Source organism: Sphingobacterium bovistauri, assembly GCF_020295405.1.
In the GTDB taxonomy this organism is placed as follows: Bacteria; Bacteroidota; Bacteroidia; order Sphingobacteriales; family Sphingobacteriaceae; genus Sphingobacterium; species Sphingobacterium bovistauri.
The window spans coordinates 98230-121280 of sequence record NZ_JADEYP010000002.1 but is presented as its reverse complement, the minus strand read 5'-3'; the positions used below and the strand labels follow the sequence as shown (position 1 = coordinate 121280).

The window sequence follows — 23051 nt, the reverse complement described above, 5'->3', positions numbered from 1 at the left end:
AACATTATTTTATTCAAAATATTTGGTTATCGTTTTTCTAAAATACCAAAACACAATCCCATATGTATCCTGCTGTGTCCTGAAAGAGTACACTAAACAACACTTTAAAGCAGATTTATCTCCACATTGTTACATGAAGCGATATAATACTCAGAATTTTTACCTGAAATTTTTCATAAGGTTTCTGTTGGTAGTATAGGTTATAGACACCAATATATATCCTTTCCTACCATTCTGAAAATAACATCTTAGTTACGCAAAAATGCAGTCTTAATTTTTAACAAAATATCTTATAAATAATAGTAAAATTAATCTCAAGTTCTAGACAATTAGATAAGAGTTTAGCAAAAAACACTACACATTTTTAAGTTTAATTAAACTTTAAAGGCTCATTTTTTGTAATTCATCAAATAATTTAACAACTTTACGTGAACACGTATCGAACACTTATTACTATGTACAAATTATCTTTATCAGTTATATTATTTTTTGTTTCTATTTCTACTTTTGCGCAACTAACCTTACAACAGAAGTTGCAATCTAACCTACCTTTAAACGCTCAATTTCAAGCTTTACTTCTACAATCTCGAAGTCAAGATGCAGATTTCAAAGTAATCCGTAAATCTAATGTTGAGATCATTCAAAAAAATGTAGCGGATTCCATTTCGAAGTACACCAAAGAATTAGCAGCCCTTAAGTCGAATTCTTCATCTTCAGTTCAGCAAGTTCAGTTATTGAAAGATTCTGTAACCAACTTATCTGAAAATCTTAAAATTGAACAATCTAAAACGGATAGTATTTCATTCATGGGAATGAGCTTTGCTAAGCCTGCTTATCATACACTAGTTTGGTCAATCATTGGAGTCTTATCAATAGCATTTTTTATTACTTTGATTACTTTCAGAAAAGCCAAAGTAGATGCAGTAGAACACCAAAAAACTGCAGAAGAAGTTCAAAACGAGTTCCAAGCTTATAAAAAGAAAGCAATGGAAGCTGAACAAAAATTGAAAAGACAATTACTAGACGAACAAATGCGAAGAGATTCGTAGTCTCTAGACTTAACGACTAAAAGCAAAAGCCAACTTAATGTTTAAGTTGGCTTTTGCTTTTAGTGTAACTATTATAATTAATAACCTGGATTTTGCATAGCTTGCTTTTCAGCAGGTGATAATGCTTGACCATTTTCATTCGTGATTGCATCTAGGAAAGATTGCGGAATTGGGCGGTAATAATGAGTATTTGAGTTAAATACTGAATTGCCCCTTACAAAACCATCATTAAATGCTTTCCAACGAGATTCTAATGTTTTAGTACGCACCAAATCTTCCCAACGGTATAATTCACCACATAATTCACGTGTACGCTCATTCAAAATGAAATTTAACATCTTTTGTTCGTTGGTTGTTGCTCCAATTTTATTATATATCGGAACATCTACTGGTGAATTATAGATATCATTTACTGAATTAATGACAAGGTTATTAGTTGTAGCAGCCGTAGTTATAGGCATATCATTATTAGACTCATAATAGGTGTTTTTCGTAAAATAAACAGCACCATTAGCAGAGTAACCACCACCTTTACCTGTTGCATATTGATTATTTAAATAGGCTTGTCCGCCATCAACATGCTTAGTACGATCCTCTCCATCCTTAAATGCTGCACGATTTCTTAATCTATTGATCCAAGTAATAGCATTCGCGTACTGCCCTTCACCTTTACGAACATATGCTTCTGCAACCATCAGAACATCCTCGGCCGAACGTGCCATAATAGCATCACGTGTACCAAATTGAGAAGCAATATTTATACGATAACCATCACGAAATTTAGATAATGCTACATATCTCGAATGAGTACTCGTTCCTTGAGCTAGGAAATATCCATAATTACCGTGTTGACCAACCCAAGCTTGTGATTCGCCTTGAAAATAACGCGCAAATGTATGCGTATTTTGCATTACACCACCTTTAGCAACGGAAGTAAGATCTGTTCCAACCTTTGTATAGCGATTATCTCCTGCATTATTAACAATATACTTAATAGCCAATTCACCTCCTTTAAAACGCTTAGCGCCCTCTACTGTTCCTGGAGGGCCTATTGCCGCCTGCGCAGCTGTCCATGCGGGTGCTGCAGCTGAGTTGTTAGCCCCATACGTCGTAATGAAGGATTTCCAAAAACGCGAGTCATTGACACGATCAAATACATCTAAAGTATAATTTGTCGATCTAGAATATGAAAATTCACGACCTCCAGAAATATCGCGGTTAGTACCTGCCAAATCCTGATATACAGCAGGGTAATACAAGTGTATTTGATTTCCATAACGACCCCAGGTAGCTTGGTCATCAGAAAACTGAGCTGATAATACGACCTCTGTCACTCGTTCATTGGGACTATTAGCCTTTTGGTAATCCCATAGGTCCGTATAGTTATTTACTAAAGGATGCGCGTTCACTACTTCGGTACCATATTTAATTACCGCATCTAGATCCGCACCCACAGAGTTTGTGTTCCAACCACTATACAGTTCACTAGCTCGTGTCAAATGCGCTTTGGCTAAATAATGTGCAGCGGCCCATTTGGTCACACGTCCAAATTCTGTACCTGCTGGCTTTAATAATTTATAAGCTTCTTCCAAATCAGCAATAACTTGAGCAAAGACTTCTTGCTCTGTGTTGCGTTTAAAATAAGTACTTACTCCTTCAGATGGTGTTAATTTTAATGGTACTCCTCCGAATTGCGTAAGTAATTGCAGATAAAAATATCCCCGCATAAAATACCCCTCACCCAATCGAATATCATAATTACTACTTGATTTGTCATAATGGAGCGGTACATTTTGAATTAATGTATTTGCAGATTCGATTCCTGAATACATATTGTCCCATAATGGTGCAATATTAGCCCCTCCATAAGTAACTTCAGATGGATTTAAATCTGTACTGTAACTATTAAAACTTGGTGAGGCGTTATTGGCATCAGTGAATTCATCTACGCCTAGATTGTATAATCCCATTCCCCATGTATAATTAAATTTAAATTTCAATTTAGAATAAACACCGGTCGATAAATCATCCAATCCTTGTTGGGTAGTAAATATATGTGTACTTGGTGGACTTAATTGTTCTTCTTTTAAAAAGTCTTTGCTACAAGACTCTAAAAATGTCATCAAGCTTGCTCCTACAATAGTCGCAATGAGTATGTTATAATTTCTTTTTTTCATTTCTTTCAATTTTATCAATACTATCTACTTCACTACTAAAATCCTACGCTAAGCCCTAATACAAATCCTCTAGTTGTAATAGATGAGCCTATCTGATTTGAATTATTGTTATAATTAGAAAGATCAGTATCTAAGAAATCTATTTTAGAATAAAGCATGGCTGGATTCATTAGTTGCCCATAGATTTTTATAGTATTAGCACCAATCTTTTGAAGCTTTCCTGCTGGAAAATTATATCCAAAACTTACGTTACGAAGCTTAATAAACGATCCATCTTTATAATTCATAGAACTACTGTATGTATCTGCTGCCTCACCATTAGATCCTGGCAAATAGTATTCAGCATCTTCATTTACCTCTGGAATGAAGTAATCAAGTTTACGTTGCATATAACGACCATCCAATGTCGCTGCTCCAGCATTTACTAAGAATCCCCATCTCGAATAAATAAAGAATGAAAGTTCAAAATTTTTGTAATTGAAGGTATTTGATATACCTCCAGACCAATCTGGACGATAAGACCCAATAATTTGTCTATCATTACTAAGATCAATTTTTCCATCAGGAACTCCATCAGGACCACTTATATCTTTTGCACGAATTTGCCCAGGTTTTCTACCAAATTTTGCAGCCTCAGCTTCTTCAGAAGTTTTCCAAATACCATCATATACCAAATCGTAAGCTACAGCCATCTCGCGACCTGTAAACCATAGATTTGCAACATCCTCACTTCTTCCATTACTTAGAGATACAATTTCTCCTCTATCTTTTGACCATGTCAATGAGGTACTCCATTGGAAATCTTCTTTTTGGATATTAACTGTGTTAATTTGAAGATCAACACCCCAACCTTTTGTTTTACCTACATTGGCATTCGTAGAAACATACCCAAGGATAGAAGGAATAGACATTGCTAACAATAAATCATTAGTCTTGGTACTGTAGAAGTCCACGGCACCATTGATTCTGTTATTTAAAAATCCATAATCAACACCAACATTGAATTGTGTCGTACGTTCCCATCCTAAAGCTGGATTTGCCATTTTTTGTGGATTTGCTGCTGAAGGATCGGAAGCTACATACCCTGGAGATGAACTTGTCGTACCCCAATTGTAAAAAATTTGAGTTAACCCACCTTTAGATGCATATGCTCCAATTCCTTGATTACCCACTACTCCCATACCTGCTCTTAATTTCAATGCATTCACAAATGATGCATTTTGCATAAAATTCTCTTTATCTATTCGCCAAGCAAGTGATACAGAAGGAAATGAATCCCACTGATAACCAGGAGCTAATACAGATGATCCATCCCAACGAGTAAAAGCTGTTAGGATATATTTGTCTTTGTATATATAATTCAAACGTGCTAAATAAGACTCTAATTGCGTTTCACGCAAACCTGTACCATAGGATCCATTAAAGCCACCTGAAGCAATATTATACCACAATTCACGGGCACTGTACACATCTGTGGCACGCATGTTTGCATTTTCATAATTAGTTGCAGAAGCAGATTGTAAGAATGTTAATCCTAAACGGTGATCTTCACCAAAATTACGATCGTAAAAGATCAAGTTATCCAATGTCCATGCTAGTGTTCTCTCTGGACTGTATGTAACCGCATTATTTCCATCACCATTGATACCTTCTGCTGCATTTGCTATACCAAGACGGTGATGTCTATACTCTGGTCCGAATTGCACTTTATAGCGTAAGCCTTTCAAAGGGGAAAAAATATTACCCAAATCTATTTGACCAAAGAAGCTTCCAGAAGCAACTAAACTTTCTCTTCGATTAGTATTGTGATCTAATTCATTAATCGGGTTGATAATATTTATATCTCCAGCTGCAGGATTTCTTATGTAATTTCCGTTATCATCATAAGGGACTGTCCATGGTAACATTGCACGAAGCGCATGATAATAATCTCCAGCACCTGTAACAGATTTTGTGAAACTGTAACCGTAATCTTGATTTCCATATGCTAGATTTAAATTAGCCCCCATCGTAAACCATTTTGTAGGTGAGGCTTCAAAACTAATTTTTGAAGTAAATCTCTCATATAATTGACCCGGTTGCGTGGCATCCTGCTTTAAATAACCAAAAGACCCATAGCCTTGAGAAACTTCATTTCCGCCCGAAACACTTAACGTATGTTCTGTTGACAATGCATTTTTTCTGCCCACTTCTGCCCAGTCAAATTCTCCTACTAGACTAGGGTCCCATACTGTATTATTCTCAGTCCATCCCTTTGCAATATTTGCCCATGAAGATGCAACTGATCCCCAACGTGCCAAATCAGCACTGTACGAAGGTATTGTAGACTTTGTTTTTGCCAATCGGGCATAATCAAGCCACTCTGCAGCACTCATATATTCCGTCACATCTATCATCTTTTCAGATGTAGTTGTTCCTGCATAATTCAACGATACTTTACCCTTTTTTCCTTTTTTTGTTGTTACTAGTACCACACCATTTGCTCCACGAGAACCATAGACCGCAGTAGCAGAAGCATCCTTCAAGATATCTATTGTTTCAATATCTGAAGGGTTAATATTTTCGATACCACTACCTTGCAACGGCATACCATCCACAACATACAAGGGGCTATTCGTTGCAGATAACGATCTTAAACCACGAATAGTAATACTTCCTGTTGTACCTGGGCGTTGGTTTGAAGTAATATCCACACCTGCAGTTTTACCCTGCATAGCTTGTAAAGCATCTTTAACAGGCATAGCCTTTAATTCTTTTTCTCCAATACTTGCAACCGCGCCTGTTACATCTGATTTTCTCACCACATTATACCCCACTACCACGACCTCATCGACTTCAACATTTTCACTTTGCAATTGTACATTGATTGTCTTACGTCCAGAAATAGACTCTTCGAGGGAGGAATACCCTATGACCCTGAAACTCAAGACACCATTATTGGGAGCATCAATACTATACTGACCTGTACTATTTGTTGAAACTGTTTTGGATGTACCTTTTACAATAACTGTTACACTTTCAATAGGATTTCCGAAAGAATCTGTGACTTTCCCTGTCACCAGATTTTGTCCAAAACTCGGAAGTAAACAAATGACCATAAAGTAGAAGAGCAATGACGCTCGTATACTACATGTCATTTGAAAAAATGGTTTAGTTTGTTTTCTCATCTTATAGAATAAAAAGTTTATTTTTGATTATCGCTTGATAGTTTTTAATCCAATATTTATTAATTAAAGCCCACAAAACATGACAAGACATAGACTTGAAATCATTACATTTTGTTAATTAATAAAAGAATAATTCTCTATTAGTAGATAGAAAAAATTATAGATTTAAATTGTTTATCATAGATTATCTTCATAATCATACGCCTAAATTTAACAAGATAAGACAGAATTGGCATCCTGTAATGTCCTGTCCGACACCATATAACTAACTATTATAAATTATATAGAAGGGCGCAAATTCACATAGAAAGGGACTTCTAATTGTTTTTTCTCATTATTTTTTATGATTTGGGCAGCATACTTACCCATTAAATCAAAATCAGTAGAAATGGTTGCTATACCATTGAGGATAAACTTCTTAAGAGCAGTTTCGTTATACGAAATCACACCAATATCCTTTCCAATTTTGTATCCCTTTTTAATACTTTTTTCTAAAAGGAGTTCCAAATCATCTTCTGCCAAATTGATATAACATTCACCTTTTTTAATAGGCTCTTTTGCCAGATTACCTACCAAAAGATGATCAAATGCATATTGATTGCAAAATTTATAAAATCCCTTAATAATAGCTTTGGGGTAATCACTATTATCTGGAAATACAAGCTTAATCATTTGATAACGGGAAAGAGGTTCTAAAAACTTTTCTAAAGCCTCATAGATATCCTTTTCGTAATTCTCATACACACAATCCACATTATCACTAATGCCCTCGATGTGCTTACCTAGTAACATTAATTTTTCTTCAGGCAACAAGGATAATACCTCAGGTGCTTGATCACGTCCTTCCTTGAAGTGAGGAAATACAACGTAACGATCATATTGCTTATTCAAATTAAGCAAAAGACGTCTTAAATGGGAAATATCACTATTATACACAAATAAATCTAGTGATGCATCTTCACCTAATTCTTTAACAAAAGAATCATACACAATCTTTTTATGTGCGCTAAGCTTATTTAAGAATAAAGCGATTTTTAATTTTTTACCTACGTCAGTTTTCGCTACAAAATAACCCTTACCTGGCGTAGATGAAATAATTCCTAAGCTCTTTAATTGCTTGTATCCCTTTTCTACAGTATCTCTTGAAATGTCTAAAAATATACTTAACTCATTAATAGAAGGCAAAATATCCCCCTGTTTTAATGAACTATTTCTCACTCCGTCGATCACAGCATCCACTAGTTGGATATATTTCGGTGTCGATGAAAAGTCATTGATCTGTATATTTTTATTAAACGAAGAACTGCTCATGGCTTTGATAAATGGTAGTGTTAGCATAAAGAAAATATAATTTTCTTACACTAACAAACTTCCATTAACTTTTATTTGAATTAGTCAAATACGATTAAATCTATTTTTTAATAACTGAATAATTTAACAGGACCATTAAGACCGCTGTCCATTACCTTCCATTCACTAGCATCAAACTCTTTATAATTTATATTAACAAAGTTAATTTCATGATAATTTTTCCATTTTACTTTGTTTTTATCAAGATCACGCATGCGATTTGCCATCAAATTAGCAACCTCTATACGTACAGTATTTTGCCCTGTTTTAAGTAAATCTCCAATTTCAACTTGATAAGGGTTCGCCCATAAAACGCCTGCATCAACACCGTTGACAATTACTCGCGCACTCTCTCCTACATCCCCCAACTGCAACAGATATGATTTGTCCCCCTTTTTATCAAGACTTATCGTTGTTTCATATGCTCCAATTCCTGAAAAAGTAGACACTTCGGCTGTATTTAACGCAGTCCAATAACTAAGTTTGTTAAGAGTTGTAGCTTTAGGAATTTTTGGTCCTCCTTTGATAAATGATAGCTTCCATGGATTGTCAAAAACATTTTCCTCTTGCAGTGCATTTATATACGAATAGCTGTTTTTTGTACTTTTTTGATTAGAAGCTAATACAATCCAAGCATATCCTGCCGGAATTTGTAAACGTATCATATCATCATCAACGGGCAAATCAAAAACTTTTCCAGTCTGTGGATCCATCAAACTGTAGTGTTTTCTAACATTATTCAATTGAAACTTTTGATCTACAGTTTTATTACCGTGGTTCACCAGGTAATAATAAACATCCTCACCAACAGCGCGTCGCACGTATTTCAATCCTGAACGCGCTAAACGCTCTGCAAATAGATTTTCTGTTTCCAAAGCTGATGTTACATCCTTAGTCAAATAAACTTTGCCTTTACCGTATTTGGTATATTGATTATCTAAATCTGACTTAAACTTCAATAAAGCTATCTGATCTAACAACTCCTTTTTACGTGCATCATAATTTTGATACCCCTCAACATCTGTTGGTAATGATTCGAAAATTATGGTAGCTCCATTATTCGCTAGTTCTAATAGTTTTTTGAATGTAGCTAGAGAGAAATACTTAGTTTCAGGCACATAAATAGCCTTATAAGGATTTGACTCTGCTGAAACCAACAACTTGTTATTCAATACATTGGTTTTTTGAATAAATGCATCTGAAACAAAGTCAAAACTATATCCTTGTCTTTGTAATCTAACACTTTGTTTGTAGAATGAAGTAGGGTGCAACCAGTCATCAACATGATGAACACCCAATGTCTTAAAAGCACTCTTGGTATCATGCCAAACATCATAAATTGGCCAATAGATTAATAATTCATTATCAGCCTTACCAGATTGTAAAATAGATTGTACACGTGTCACATAACTATTCAAACCAGGTAAATGATCCCAAAATGAGTTACTAGTGGTAAAGTTTGTAGAAGCATAAAACAGCCATCCTGGGTACGCTACATCTTGTGGTGTAAATGTTGTACCATGATAAAACACATGATTTACGCCTGAAAGAAACAATTGTTCTACTTCTGGTTTAGCTTGCGATAGGGCAGTTTTGAAGTGCTCAGTGAGCCATGTAAAAGTCTCAGAAGAGGTATATTTCTTGCCCGAAAGATGTGTCGCTGAAGAAGCAAACTTGAACATCATAGGATCAGGATCTACATTACGGATATCTTGCGTATCACGTCTTAAACCAGGTATATTAAAAGAACTGGAACCAAAAGTTTCACATTCCGCTATATCTGTACTCGCATACAAATCAATTAGATTTCCTGGTGATCCATGAGCCTGATTACGCGATAAAGCCTTATGATTGTTTGAAAACACCGTAAATGGTTGTAGAAAATTCTCTTTCAAAATCAAACTCACTACCTCTCTATAATCTGACTTAATTCGTGATTCTCTATTCTTATCTGTACCTTTTCCCGAAAAATCTAATAAATGATCCTCTAATTTATATCCTTTGATTTTCGCAAACTTTGACAAGAAAGAGTCAGTCCAATTGGCACCATATACTTCGTAACTATCATTAAAAAATGAACGAATATTAAGATCTCTTCCTCTAAACACTCCTGCAAAATGATCAAAATAGCGTTGTGAAGATTCTTTACCTAAATGATCTAATGTAAAGCCCTCACCTCCCGGTGCTGCTCTTTTGACCAACTGCCTCGTACGACCTGTGAATAAAGCGTACACTTTTACATCTTCAGGAGCCAGCCATTCACCAGTCTGTGCTGAAAGATATTGGTCAAGATTGATCTCCTCCCCCTTGGAACTGAATGCCCGAAGAGCTTGCAAATTGCTTAATGTTTGTTTTTTATCACTAACTCGTAACGGGAATGTAAGTTTTTCTCCTTTCTTTAAATCAACTTCATCCAGAAAAAGTTTTGTTGCGGTAAACTGTTGATCTACCTGGGGACCACCAAAAGGCCATCCTGTTCCCAAATTCATATCTACTCCAATACCCAATTTGGCCGATTGATCTGTTGTGACTTTCAACATATCCATCCACTTATCAGACAAGAAGCTAATATATCTTTTTTCAAAGCCTTTGGCACCATAAATCGGTGTGACTTCGACACCGCCGAACCCTGCCTTTTCAATTAATTGCAACTCGCGCTCTAGGTTGGGCTTATCAACAGCCGACCCCATCCACCACCATCGTGTCCAAGGTTTCATTTCTTTTGTCACCTGTGGCCAAAAATCTTGTGAAAATGCTTGAAAAGTACTCAAGCCGCTACATAATAGTAGTAAGAATATATTTTTTTTTAACATGACTTAATCTAAATGAAACATAGGTATTAATGCACTTGATGTCGGTGAAAAATCAGCGTTGGTTTCCATAATGTCAGCCATATATTTCCACCATCTTTGTACTACTTCTTCATTACCCAATTCTTGTGAAGAGTTGCCAGATAATTGCTGAACAGCAAACAATACACCTGTCTCTTCGTCTAAGAATATAGTATAATCAAAAATCCCACTTTTCTTTAACAACTCCACCAATTCAGGCCAAATTTCTGCATGACGTCGCTGATACTCATCCTTCATACCAGGCTTCAATTTCATCTTAAATGCTACCTTCATGGTGATTATATTTTTTTGTGAATATCTATTTCTATTATACTTAAATTACCCTTTGCGTTGGCATCATCTCTTGCTACGCCATCATCCAACTTCTTACCTCCTATTTCAGCGTGTTTATTCACTTCAGCAATGTAAGTGGATCCCTTAAGTTTTATTTTCACCTTCTTACCTTTAGTTCTTGGTATCACAATAGTGTAATACCCTAACGTTGTCTTCGTCGTAATATCGGCTATCAGTTTACCATCCACATATATTTCTAAAGGATAAGCTCTAGATCTAAAATTGTTAAGTTTGATATCAATTTCGTCTATAAACTCAGCTTTTGCGAGTGTATACTCAATCCATGCTGATTGCATTTTACCATCATTCACCCAATCGGTAAGCTCATTATCATCAAAGGATCCTTTCACTTTATCTTGATTAGCTCCAGCAACAGCAGATTTAATTGGCAATGTTATACGTTTGATTTTCAAAGGTGATTCTGACAATCCTTCTCCTCTATCTAAGTTGGAAGGAAGATTATTTTTCGAAGATTTTACAAATACCCCATTATTACTTACAATGGGCTCAACAGACCACGAAAGTTCATCTGACAATAAACCATTTGCATGAGCGGAAAGCCTAACATTTCCTGTTTTATTAAATATTGTGCGTAATAAAACTCTGTTGATTCCGGCTTCTACAGGTAAAGATTCTGACAAAATATAATTATTAGACCCTTGAGCTATTCCTCCTCGCCACTCCATTGGTCCATCGAATTTAAAATCAATCATATTGGTCGCTGTCGGACAACGGTTCCCATCTTTATCAACGACTTCAACGTCCACCATTACCATGTCATTGCCATCTGCGAACAACCCATTCTTACCATGCTGATAATTCAACTTAACTCGGTATGGCTCTCCAGCCGTTTTGATTACTTTTTCATTCAACACTTTACCGCTAGCGTCATAAGAAACAGCCTTTAGTGTTCCCTTTTGGTATTTTACAGCTGAGAATGTATATAAAAAATGTGACGATCTTTCACCTTCACCAATCTTATTATCATTGATAAATAAATCCACTTTTTCACCTGCAGATACTACGAAAACATCTTTTATCGTTCCTTCTTTATAATTCCAATGTCCTACAATATGAAGACCTGAAGGGTCAGACTCTACCCAACCATTCCACATGACCTGATGTGCATAAAAAGCGTCCTTAGGAATACGCATTGGATCGACCTCGCCACTTCTGCGGTAATTTTCTTTACCCCTATAATGTGTATTAGAGTCCGAAAAAATGATATTTAAACCACCAGAACTCACGCGTGCACCTGTTCCTGGACGAACTTTGTAATACTCATACCATCTATGTACTGCTTCTGCGGCAAAAGAATCTTGATTTCTATTATATGAACTAGCATCATTTCCTTTGTACAGTGGCCCTTCTCCATTTTTGTGATAAGGATAAGTGAACTCATCCCAATATTTACGCAAAGCCTCATCGCGCATATATTCTGTAGCAATCATTGGATGTCTTGCACTTTTATTAATGTACAACATCTCTCCTCCATATTCTGCTAATTTACTATCTAACATTTCCCTAGAACCAATAGCTCTATCTCCATGCGGATCATATTGGTCTCTAATAGCAATCATCTCTGCCATGTGTGCTTCAGAAATCGATTCATTACCACATTCATACATCAAAACACTTGGATTATTACGGTAATAAATAATTGCATCACGCATCAATTCAGTGCGCAACTCCCATCGTCGTCCTGTCACATCGCGCTCTGCATCTCCGGCTGGCAACATCTGCATCAAACCTACTCGATCACACGATTCAACATCTTGCCTCCATGGGGTTACGTGCATCCATCGTACTAAATTGGCATTACTCTCTACCATCAATTTATTACTAAAGTCACTTAACCATGGTGCTACAGATAATCCTACAGCAGGCCATTCGTTACTTGTACGCTGTGCGTAACCTTTCATCATCAGTACTTGATCGTTGAGATAGACCATACCATTTCGAAAAGCCGTTTTTCGGAAACCTGTCTTTGTTTCCACGACGTCCATTACATTATTTGGGTTAGTGATTTTTGAGGTAATAGTATATAAATAGCCGTAACCCCAATTCCAAAAATTAACGTTTTGTAATACATCTTTCGCTTGCAATACCTTAGTCTCACCTGCTGCAATTGTATATATTTGTTCGAATTCCTTTACTAATACGTTTTTAGCATCGCGTACTTCAACGATATATTTTCCACTTTGTGCAGCATTCGTCTCATTTTTTACTTCCGATTCTACGAATAAATCTAATTTACGCTTCTTGATATCAATATTTTTCGCGTAAGTGTATACCCCTGTAGTTCCCAAATTAGAGTATAACGGTAGCGTCTGATAAACACTAGGCTTGAAATGTATCCATACATTTTTAGGCATACCACCATAGTTAGCATTGAAATTTTTATCATTCCATTGGTAAGTACTATTGGTCGCTTTCTCTCTGTACGACCAACTATTATCTGTACGTACAGCAATAATATTTTCACCCTTTCGATTTAATACTTTAGAAATATCCAGACCAAAAGCCATTACGCCATTCTCATGAATACCGACATATTCGCCATTTACATAGATTTGCGCACCATGACGCACCCCCTCAAACTCAAGAAAAACTTTTTCCAAAGGTACATTTGTCGGCAAGGCAAGTCTCTTGCGATACCACACCACATTTGTACTGTGAAGATGTATGGGTTTTGCAAAAGCTTCATCTTCATTCCAAGCATATGGTAGGGTCACTTGTTTCCACGTGGAATCATTAAATGCTACATCCTGTGCTTTGTCAATATCGCCAACATGTATTCGCCATTCAGCATTCAAGCTATATACTTTACTATCTTGTGCATTTGAATAATACGTTATAAATAGTAAAAATAAAAATATCAGGTATTTAGGTTTCATCAGAATTAGTTATTAGCGATTAATTTGTATACTTCGGTTCCTGCTAAAAGAAAACAGCCCAAACCATAATCTTCAAAATCTGGAACGGAAGAAAAACTCACAGGCTGACCGTCTTTAGGCTCTTTACCCGTGCCTTGCAAATACCCCAAAAATCCAGAAGGATGAATCGCTTCTTTGACCATCGCATTCCACGCTAACTCCATGGCAGGACGGTATATTTTATCATCCAAAAGCCCGTTATTGATACCCCAAGCCATTCCATAAACGAAAAGTGCTGTACCCGAAGTTTCTCTTCCTCCATAATTGGTCGGATCATGTAAACTTACATTCCAGAAACCATCCTCGCGTTGACAAGCTAATAAACCTTCCATTAGTTCTTTATAATCTTGAAGATATTCTGCTCTATGATTTTCATTTTCTGGAATTAAATCTAATACACGAACCAATGCTGCAACGACCCAACCATTGCCACGAGACCAATAACAATCCTCACCATTAGGCTCTTTGTAAGGTGGAACAAAATCTTTGTCGCGCCACCATAGTTTATCTTTTTTATTGTATAAACCTCCACCTTCAACATTTTTTGAATATGCGTACATCTTATACATGTAGTCAAAATATTTTGGATCTTTATACATGACACCCAATTTTGCAAATACAGGCATAGCCATTTGAATAGCATCAATCCATGTCCAATCGTCGTATTTTCCAGAAGCTATGACATAGTCAATATTTGTTTTGATATCGCGAATACGTTCGGGTTTTGGGTCAATCTCGTAAAGGTCTAGATAAGTTTGACCACACGTCTGATCATCGGCATTTCTGGTTTTAGTTCCATTGCGTAATCCCCATTTATGATTTTCACCCCAATCTACCGCATAATCATAATAGCGCTGATCCTTGTCTATTTTGTATAAAGCCATCAAACCTTCATAATATACCCCTCTAGTCCAAATATTACTAGGGCGCCAACGCGTAGTATATAATGGTTTTCCTGTATCAGGCCATTTATTCATAAAATAATTATTGGTGGAGCGTAAGACAGATAATACATCCTCTTTTTGCATAGTAGAAGTAGGAGTTCTTGAAATTTTACTTTTAGAGGCGCATGCCGTTATTAGCAATATGCTACATAAAAGCAGTCCTAATCCTGTTATTTTTTGTCCTTTCATGTTGAATTTTAAGGTAGTATTTGTATGGTATTATGCATCCTCAAGTATAAATGCATAAGTATTGGTCATCTTTCTATAATACTATTATAGAACTAATTGGTAAAAGCAGCAACCTGTAGTGTCCTGAAAATTTTATTATTTTAAAAATTTTCGAAGTCCTATTTCTTTATTGTTCTTTATATTTTCTGCTACTAATTTTGCGTTCAAAATAGCACCTTCTTTGATCGTATGTGTAGCATCCTTAGTGCCAAAATAAGTTGATTTGACAACATCTTGACCTACCTTCTCATACGAACTGATTATCATGTCTTGTAAAGGAATAAAAAAAGCTCCACTTTGTGCTGCTGCTTCTTGTGCCCACTCCGCATAATTCGATTTCTTCACTTTATTATCCTCCCAAGAATTTCTTGGAATAGGTGAACAGATAACAGGAATAGCTCCTTTGTCTTGTATGTTTTTGACAAATCGACGAAGATAGAATCCATAACTGTACACCATTTCTGTCTGCTTAAGTAAAGGATTTCTAACTTCTTCATAAGAATCGCTATTTCCCTTAATAGTTCCACGTGCCCGCAAAGTATCCACTATTGGACTTGAATCATTATGTCCAAATTGAATGATCACATAATCACCAGGCTTGATATTATCCAATACTTGTTGCCACAATTTTGGATTATTGTAATAGGTTCGCGTACTCGTACCTCCTAATGCCTGATTTCGAACGTTAATTTTATTATCATCAAAATAATCACCGATGAAACTTCCCCAACCCCATTGCCCGTTGGAGCCATCTCCTCTTCCATTTTTAACGGTACTATCCCCAATGATAAATAGTGTAGGTTTATTCCTGTCCTGTACAAAGGAATTAAATAATAAAATTGAAAATATACTTATCACAAGTATGAATACATTCCTTATCATTTTAAAAAGTATTTAAATATTTTATAATTGGATGCTTCAATGCAATTAACCCGTCGATCACTGATGCAGCATTTTCCATTGCCCCATCATAGTTGGTATGCGTGTGGTCTCCAGGGAAATATTTTGACTTGACGGCTTCTGCACCTAATTGATCGTATTTTTTAGCTGTCAACTCATTAAGATCTATAAATGGAACCTGTTCTGCTTCGGCTATTTGTCTAGCCCAAAGTCCAAAATCTTGATTTGCACGTTTGACCTTCGCCTGAGCGTCCCATTGATTTCTAGGTATCATCGAGAACAATATCGGTTGAACACCCTTACTTTTAGCTTGTTTAACCATTCTACGTAGATTCTCACCATATGTACGAACCACTTCATATTGATTATTTCCCCAGTCCAATACAACCGAATCTTGACCAATACCACGTAACACACCTCTATATCCACGTCTAGAAGTATCGGGACTACTACCTTCATTATGACCAAACTGAATAAATAAATAATCTCCAGCTTTCATGGATGAATCAACTTTAGCCCAACGACCTTCTTTGACAAAAGTGCGCGTACTTCGACCCGCCATAGCATGATTGCTTACCCGAATCTTTGCTGTATCAAGAAATTCAGAGAAAAGAGTCCCCCATCCCCAATATTCTTTATTACTATTGCGTACGGTAGAATCTCCTATAATATAAATCGTAGGTTTGGGTTTTAAATAAGACAGGCTTACCAAACCGATTAATGTTATAAACAATAGTTTGAATACTTTCATATTGTTTTATTTTTTCCTATTAGGCGCTATTTTAATGTTTGGTTTATTTGGCTTATCCATTCCCGTCCCTAAGTAATACCCCGTATGTGGAGGCTGATTGTATCCAACATTTTGCCAAGCAACACTTACCCTATAATGTGGATCATGCATCAATGTATATAGTCTATGCGAAGTAGGTATGATCGTGGTATAAATACGTAAAGATTGGTTGTCCGATGACCTAAGAATCAACTCTTCTCGCCAGTCGCCCAAAATATCAGCTGATAAATTTGGTGTACTTTTACTTCCATTTATCGATATAGCACCTTCAGCGGTAAATACTCTACCATGGTTGTATTTTTCAATATAATTGCCATTCAATAATTCTCTACTCAAATCCCCATCCCACCAAATCAAAAAATTAGCCGATCTAGGCGCCCTTCCAATCGATTCACCTTTCATATTAAATAAATTACCTGAACCGGCCCACCACATATAGGCTCCTTTATGATTGGGATCAATATTTGCGGCCACTCCTCTACCAACATCTTGGTCAATTGCTCCTTTAAATATAATTTCACCAGTTTTTGCATCAAGCAATGCAGCTCCTATTCCCTTTCTTCCTCCTTTAAGCTCATGTATACCAAAAATTTCCAATCCTGGACGATTAGGGTCGAAGTCTGACACATGCAGCGCATCACCATGTCCAAGTCGTGTACTGTAAAGACCTGTGCCATCATCATCAACGACCATAGAACCAAAGATGACTTCATCTTTTCCATCCTGATCAATATCAGCCACAGAAAGATTATGATATCCTTGCCCAGAAAATGGATGCGTACGATCCTTAGTATCGAACACCCATCTCCTGACTAATTTTTTATTCTTGAAATCCCAAGCGACTAAAGCTGTTCGTTCATAATAACCTCGAGTCATAATCACAGAAGGTGACTTACCATCTAAATAAGCAACACACGCCAAATAGCGATCTCCTCGATTAGCATTACGATCCCCCCATGACATCAAATCTCCCCTTTCGGGCAGGTAATCTACTGTATGAATTGCCGCTCCTGTTCGTCCATCAAATACTGTTAAGTATTCTGGCCCTTCTAATATCCGCCCATAGAAACGTGATGTACGGACAGTATCACGCCAATCCGCTTTTACATCTCCAACATATTTGCCTACCCCATCTTTAGTCCCATCAGCTGTTTTACAAACTATCTCAGCAATTCCATCACCATCTAAGTCATATACCATAAATTGGGTGTAATGTGCCCCTTCACGAATATTCTTACCTAAATTAATTTCCCAGATAAGTGTACCATCTAGTTTATAGGCTTGCAAAATAGGATCAGACGTCAACCCATTATGCGCATTATCACGTCCTATCCCATTTTGATGAACAATTAATTCATAATTACCATCTCCATCTAAATCACCTACGGAAATATCTCCTGGCGTATATCCTATTGGAGTACGTAATGGTAATTTTAAAAATGATTGAACGTCTTGATTTTTTTCTATTTTAAATTGACCTACCTCCACTTCCTTTTTCCCGTCCAATACGGTTAAAAAATAAGTGATCTCTTGCTCTGATTTTATCTTACTATCCTCAAAATTTGTACCTTCAGTAAGTAAGCTGGAATTAAGTTTTTCACGCTTTTGATCACCATATTGACGATAAAGATTAAAAGCAATAGTATAATCATCCGACCCCAATAATCGCCAACTAAGAAATACGGATGTGTCACTAGTCTTAACACCTACCAATCCTCTATCCAGAAACTCCATTTTCCGCTGAGCAACACACTCGGCATTGAAAATTAACATGCCAAAAAGCAGGGTCAATAACCTAGCTGACAAACTAAAATACCTAAGTGAGCCTGACATCTATTAGTTCTCCTGAGTTACTTTTTTACCATCAACTACCACATTATTTAATGTGAAGTTTTGAATATAGCTCTGCTTTATCGTTCCATTTCGAGAAGACTTTACATTCATGTTGATAAACGAAAAGTCAGAAAGTGTGTATTGTGGTGAATTAATGACATCGAATAAAATTTCACATTCCAAATCAATGTTTTTGAAGATGATATTTTTAGCATGTGACATCTTGATATCTTTCTCACCCTTTAGATCGAAGAACTGTGTCCAAGGCTTAATAAATAAAAAGCTCTTTGCCGTACCTTTCACATTTTCCAATGTAATGTTTTTGTACTCTTGTGGGGTGTCAGGACGCATCTTTAACTGCAATACTTTTTGTGCATTATCTACTGTATTATTTCTGAAAATGACATTGTAGCTCAAAACTGATTCACTACCACAAGTCAAAGCACTATGGCAGAAACCAAATGCACAGTTTTCGATAATAATGTTTGAATTAGGACCATTATTTGGATCTATATCTGCTTTTGGTCCTTTACCACCTTTCAAGGCAATAGCATCATCATTCACAGACATGTAGCAATTCTTGATCAATACATTTTTACATACATCCAAATCTACAGCATCCGAACTAGGTGCTTTCACGGGTTCCTTAGGTGCTGTGATATGAAGATTTAAAAGTTTTAAATTTTCTACTTTGTAAAAATGTGTAGTCCAAAATGGGGAATTGCGAAGCTTTATACCTGAAATTTGCACATCTTTACTATTCGACACGTACAATAAACGAGGGCGCATTTCATCCATATTCGTACAACTCGGGTTGAAACCTCTACGTAACCAAAATGATTTCCAATAACGAAGTCCATTACCATCCAACATACCTTTACCTGTTACTGTAAAGCCATTCACCTCATCGGCATTTACTAGTGCTGCAAAATATTTCAACGTCTGTCCTTCCATGCGGGTGATTAATAATTCAAAATTTGAAATATCATCACTACCTTTCAATACCCCACCTTCTTCAAGATGTAAGTGTGTATTTGCTTTGAAAAACAAAGAACCACTCAAATACACTCCTTTAGGAACGATGATAACACCTCCTCCTGCTTCATGGGCTTTATCTATAACAGCTTGAATTTTTTTGGTCTGAATTACTGTACTATCTTGGATTATACCAAAATCTGTGATTTTATATTTTTTACCTAAGGTATTTACATCAACTAATTTTGCATCCGAAAACCAAGCACTTATTGGTTCTCCATTCGGAAATTTTTGTTGACCAAAGACAGATAAGGTACTTATCATCAAACAAGTAAATAGGATGTTTATCATTGAATTTTTCATCGAAACAATTATTATCTAAGATTTATAATTTGGCTCATCTATGTGCCAGAGATAGACAACTAAAACTATTAACAATAAAATTATTAACCAACCTGTAGCATCCTGTTTTTAGTCTTATTTGGATGTTTATATCCAATTAGTTACATAAAAAAAGCAAATCCCAAAGGATTTGCTTTAACCATACAATTATTAATAAACTATAAACTTGCTAATCTGTGAGCACATTCACCTTTGGCATTTCAAATTGAGTATTATCTTTAGAACCTTTTGGAGTCCCAAAGTAAAAATATAATGTTCTAGTCACTGGCTCACGCATCTTGTTCAATTCACCTGCAGGACCGTTTACACCAGCGTTGTTATTTATACCTAGTGCCAATTTAGACCCAATAGCTGGTATTGCATCTAAGAAAGAGACATTACCTTTTGGCAATTGTGGATACCCTTGAGGACCTGACATTCCGTGAAAATCAAACAGTCGAACAAACAAATCGTCCTGATCTGTAGCCACTAAGAATTTTCCTTGTACGCTATTAAACTGTATCCAATTTATATTCGAGAAATAACCTTTGAATTCTGGAAAATTCCACGGACCTACTCCAGGCTTAGAGTCATTGTACATCTTCTCCCAATTATTACGAAAGACTCCTTGCGTCCTATTCTTCCATACGCGATGAGGTCCATTGCCCAACCATTTTGCTGAAAGCATGTAGCTTTCTGGAAAATCAAAACTCACCCCCGCGAAAGGTACATCAGCATTCAAATGGTATTGATAATCTAACTTTAACCAGCCGTCAGGACGCATTGTCCAGCGAATAAATTTTAAATCCCCTTGGTATAGTGCTTCAATAACTTTATTCTCTCCATCATCCTTTCGTTGAATAGATACAAAAGTAGATGTACCATTAACTAATACTGGCCCATTTCTGAATGCCATTTTCATACTATAATCATTAGCCAAATCAACAAGTAACCCTGTTTTTTTAGAAATAAAAGCCGTTATGCCATTTGCTTTTAAACTATAATTCAGTGAATCCTCTACTGATTCTACAGCTGTACGTGTATCTAATGGTAAGATAGATGCCGTGACATGACTGCTATTTTTCACTTGCCATGACCATGTGAATATTTCCTTATTATGATGATCGACGGCGGTTAATAATAACGCATCATAATCCTTCCAATTCGCTGGCAAATTAAGTTGCACAAAACCGCTGTCTATAGGATTTATTGTTGGACTAGCGACAGCCTTTACAATCTCATTCGCTATGCCTGCAGTATTTGCATATGGCTTTTGATAATTAACAAGTCTATACTCAAACTTACATGAATTCAAATTGGTAAAATGATATCTATTTTCCACTAATATCCTTCCATCAAAAGCAATAGGCAATTTTTTCATTTTAATATGAACCGGCGCATAAATCTCCCGTATAGCATAAAAACTACCTTCTTTTTGTCTATGTGGCCCAAGTATACCGTCAGGTGCATTTACCCCATTTATATCAATCTGGTTGTTAAAATCGGTACGAACCAATCCTTCATCCGCCAAATTCCAAATGAAACCACCAGCACCCAATTTCGACTTCCAATGCAATTCCCAAATATCTGCTAATCCAGCAGCAGCCCCCCCATCATCCTGTGCATGCAAGAATTCAGTAGGCATATATATATTTGGACCTTCTAAGATTTTTTTTGTTGAATAATAATCTTCATAATGATTACAATCTATTCCATTAATTTCATTCCCTGGTCTATGATGCGCATGAATAACTGTTCTATTTGACAAATCATATTTACCATATTCAGCGACTAGTTCTTTATTGTGACCACCTTCATTTCCATTCGCCCAAAGAATAATGCTGGGATGATTTACATCACGCATTACCAACTCTTTAACCAATTTTCGTCCAACATCAGTGCCATATGCCTTTTGCCAACCCGCCAATTCGTCTAGAACATACAAACCCAAGGAATCGCAAATTTCTAAAAAAGCTTTATCAGGTGGATAATGTGAACAACGGACAGCATTCATATTCATTTCTTTGATCAACTTGACGTCTTGCAAATCAATATTTTTATTTACTGAACGTCCTGTTTCAGGCCACCAAACATGACGATTTACACCTTTCATCTTTATTTTGGTGCCGTTGACATAGATTCCATCACCTTGTCTAACTTCAATCGTTCTAAACCCGAAACGTTCTTTCTGTTTATAAGTAGTCTTATTGTTTTGCAACAAAGAGTATTCTGCATGGTACAAATTTGGTGTCTCTGCAGTCCACAATTTTGGATTTTTAACAGTTAACTTCAATGAAACAACAGAATCGTTAGGATTGACCACGACTGTATTTGTAGCGACGATTTTACCCAATTTATCCTTAATATCAACTTTTACATTTGACTTTGACTGAATATTTTCAACATGAATATTCGTTTTGAATGTACCATCTGCTTTAGCATCAATTGCTGTCCACGTAATATGTTGTTTAGGTGTAGCTTGTAAATAAACAGGACGATATATGCCTCCAAATATCCAATAATCGGCTAGTCTTTCGGCATTATTCACCGTTCGGTCTTTGGACATTTTCCACACGACTACCTCAATCGTATTGTTTCCACCAACTTTAATTTTGTCCGAAATATCGTATGCAAATCTATAGAATGACCCTTGATGTGTAGGCCCGGCAACTTTTCCATTTATTTTTACTTCAGTATCCGTCATCGAACCTTCGAAAACTATACTTACTTTTTTGTCTTTCCAGGCTGTAGGAATAGTAAAATTATGTCTGTAAACAGCATACTCTTCATTAAATTGAAAATTTTTGCCATAGGTTACATAATCTCTACCGTAGTTATAACTACCAAATCCTTGTTGCTCCCAATGACTAGGTACTGCTATTTTAGACCACTGACCTGCTTTACGACCACCCGAGACCCAAAAATCCCAGTCTACAGTATTCTCATTATCTTTTCCTGATAAATACTGAATAGCTTTTTCAGTTTGAGCAAATGTTTTAGCATAATTAGCTACTACTAAAATTAATAATACAAAAGCACTAAGAATTCGAAGCATAGGTAAATAGGTGTTTATAATTGATGTTCATCTAAGCTAGCAATATATCAATAGGCTAGCAACCTGCCCTATCCTGTTTAT

13 protein-coding genes are annotated in these 23051 nt (G+C 36.2%); 1 reads left to right on the top strand and 12 read right to left on the bottom strand.

Features of this window, described 5'->3' with window-relative positions:
* The first annotated feature begins 455 nt into the window (after positions 1-455).
* Positions 456-1049, top strand: a complete 594-nt coding sequence (locus IPZ78_RS01675; RefSeq protein ID WP_225551193.1) for a hypothetical protein — start codon at positions 456-458, stop codon at positions 1047-1049.
* A gap of 77 nt (positions 1050-1126) precedes the next feature.
* On the opposite strand, the gene IPZ78_RS01670 is transcribed toward IPZ78_RS01675, so the two are convergent.
* The 12 genes from IPZ78_RS01670 to IPZ78_RS01615 form a co-directional block, all read right to left on the bottom strand.
* Positions 1127-3226, bottom strand: a complete 2100-nt coding sequence (locus IPZ78_RS01670) for a RagB/SusD family nutrient uptake outer membrane protein (RefSeq protein WP_225551192.1) — start codon at positions 3224-3226, stop codon at positions 1127-1129.
* Positions 3227-3261: 35 nt separating this feature from the next.
* A complete protein-coding gene (locus IPZ78_RS01665; protein ID WP_225551191.1) occupies positions 3262-6393 on the bottom strand; it encodes a SusC/RagA family TonB-linked outer membrane protein in 3132 nt (1043 codons plus the stop codon).
* A gap of 279 nt (positions 6394-6672) precedes the next feature.
* The gene (locus tag IPZ78_RS01660; protein ID WP_225551190.1) at positions 6673-7704 is read right to left on the bottom strand and encodes a GntR family transcriptional regulator; all 1032 of its coding nucleotides are present in this window, start codon (positions 7702-7704) and stop codon (positions 6673-6675) included.
* Between the two features lie 107 nt (positions 7705-7811).
* The gene (locus IPZ78_RS01655) at positions 7812-10556 is read right to left on the bottom strand and encodes a glycosyl hydrolase (protein WP_225551189.1); all 2745 of its coding nucleotides are present in this window, start codon (positions 10554-10556) and stop codon (positions 7812-7814) included.
* 3 nt (positions 10557-10559) lie between these two features.
* Complete coding sequence (rhaM, locus tag IPZ78_RS01650; protein WP_225551188.1) at positions 10560-10868, bottom strand: L-rhamnose mutarotase; 309 nt, start codon at positions 10866-10868, stop codon at positions 10560-10562.
* 5 nt (positions 10869-10873) lie between these two features.
* Positions 10874-13825 (bottom strand): glycoside hydrolase family 2 protein, encoded by a 2952-nt coding sequence (locus tag IPZ78_RS01645; RefSeq protein WP_225551187.1) that lies wholly within the window; start codon positions 13823-13825, stop codon positions 10874-10876.
* Between the two features lie 5 nt (positions 13826-13830).
* Positions 13831-14997, bottom strand: coding sequence for a glycoside hydrolase family 88/105 protein (locus IPZ78_RS01640; protein WP_225551186.1), 1167 nt, complete (start codon positions 14995-14997; stop codon positions 13831-13833).
* A gap of 135 nt (positions 14998-15132) precedes the next feature.
* Entirely contained in the window at positions 15133-15918 is a 786-nt protein-coding gene (locus tag IPZ78_RS01635) for a rhamnogalacturonan acetylesterase (protein WP_225551185.1), read from the bottom strand.
* A 1-nt stretch (position 15919) separates the two neighbouring features.
* A complete protein-coding gene (locus tag IPZ78_RS01630) occupies positions 15920-16687 on the bottom strand; it encodes a rhamnogalacturonan acetylesterase (protein WP_225551184.1) in 768 nt (255 codons plus the stop codon).
* A 6-nt stretch (positions 16688-16693) separates the two neighbouring features.
* Positions 16694-18559, bottom strand: a complete 1866-nt coding sequence (locus tag IPZ78_RS01625) for a rhamnogalacturonan lyase (protein ID WP_225551183.1) — start codon at positions 18557-18559, stop codon at positions 16694-16696.
* 3 nt (positions 18560-18562) lie between these two features.
* Positions 18563-19897 (bottom strand): rhamnogalacturonidase, encoded by a 1335-nt coding sequence (locus IPZ78_RS01620; protein WP_225551182.1) that lies wholly within the window; start codon positions 19895-19897, stop codon positions 18563-18565.
* A gap of 208 nt (positions 19898-20105) precedes the next feature.
* A complete protein-coding gene (locus IPZ78_RS01615; protein WP_225551181.1) occupies positions 20106-22970 on the bottom strand; it encodes a glycoside hydrolase family 2 protein in 2865 nt (954 codons plus the stop codon).
* Positions 22971-23051: the final 81 nt, after the last annotated feature.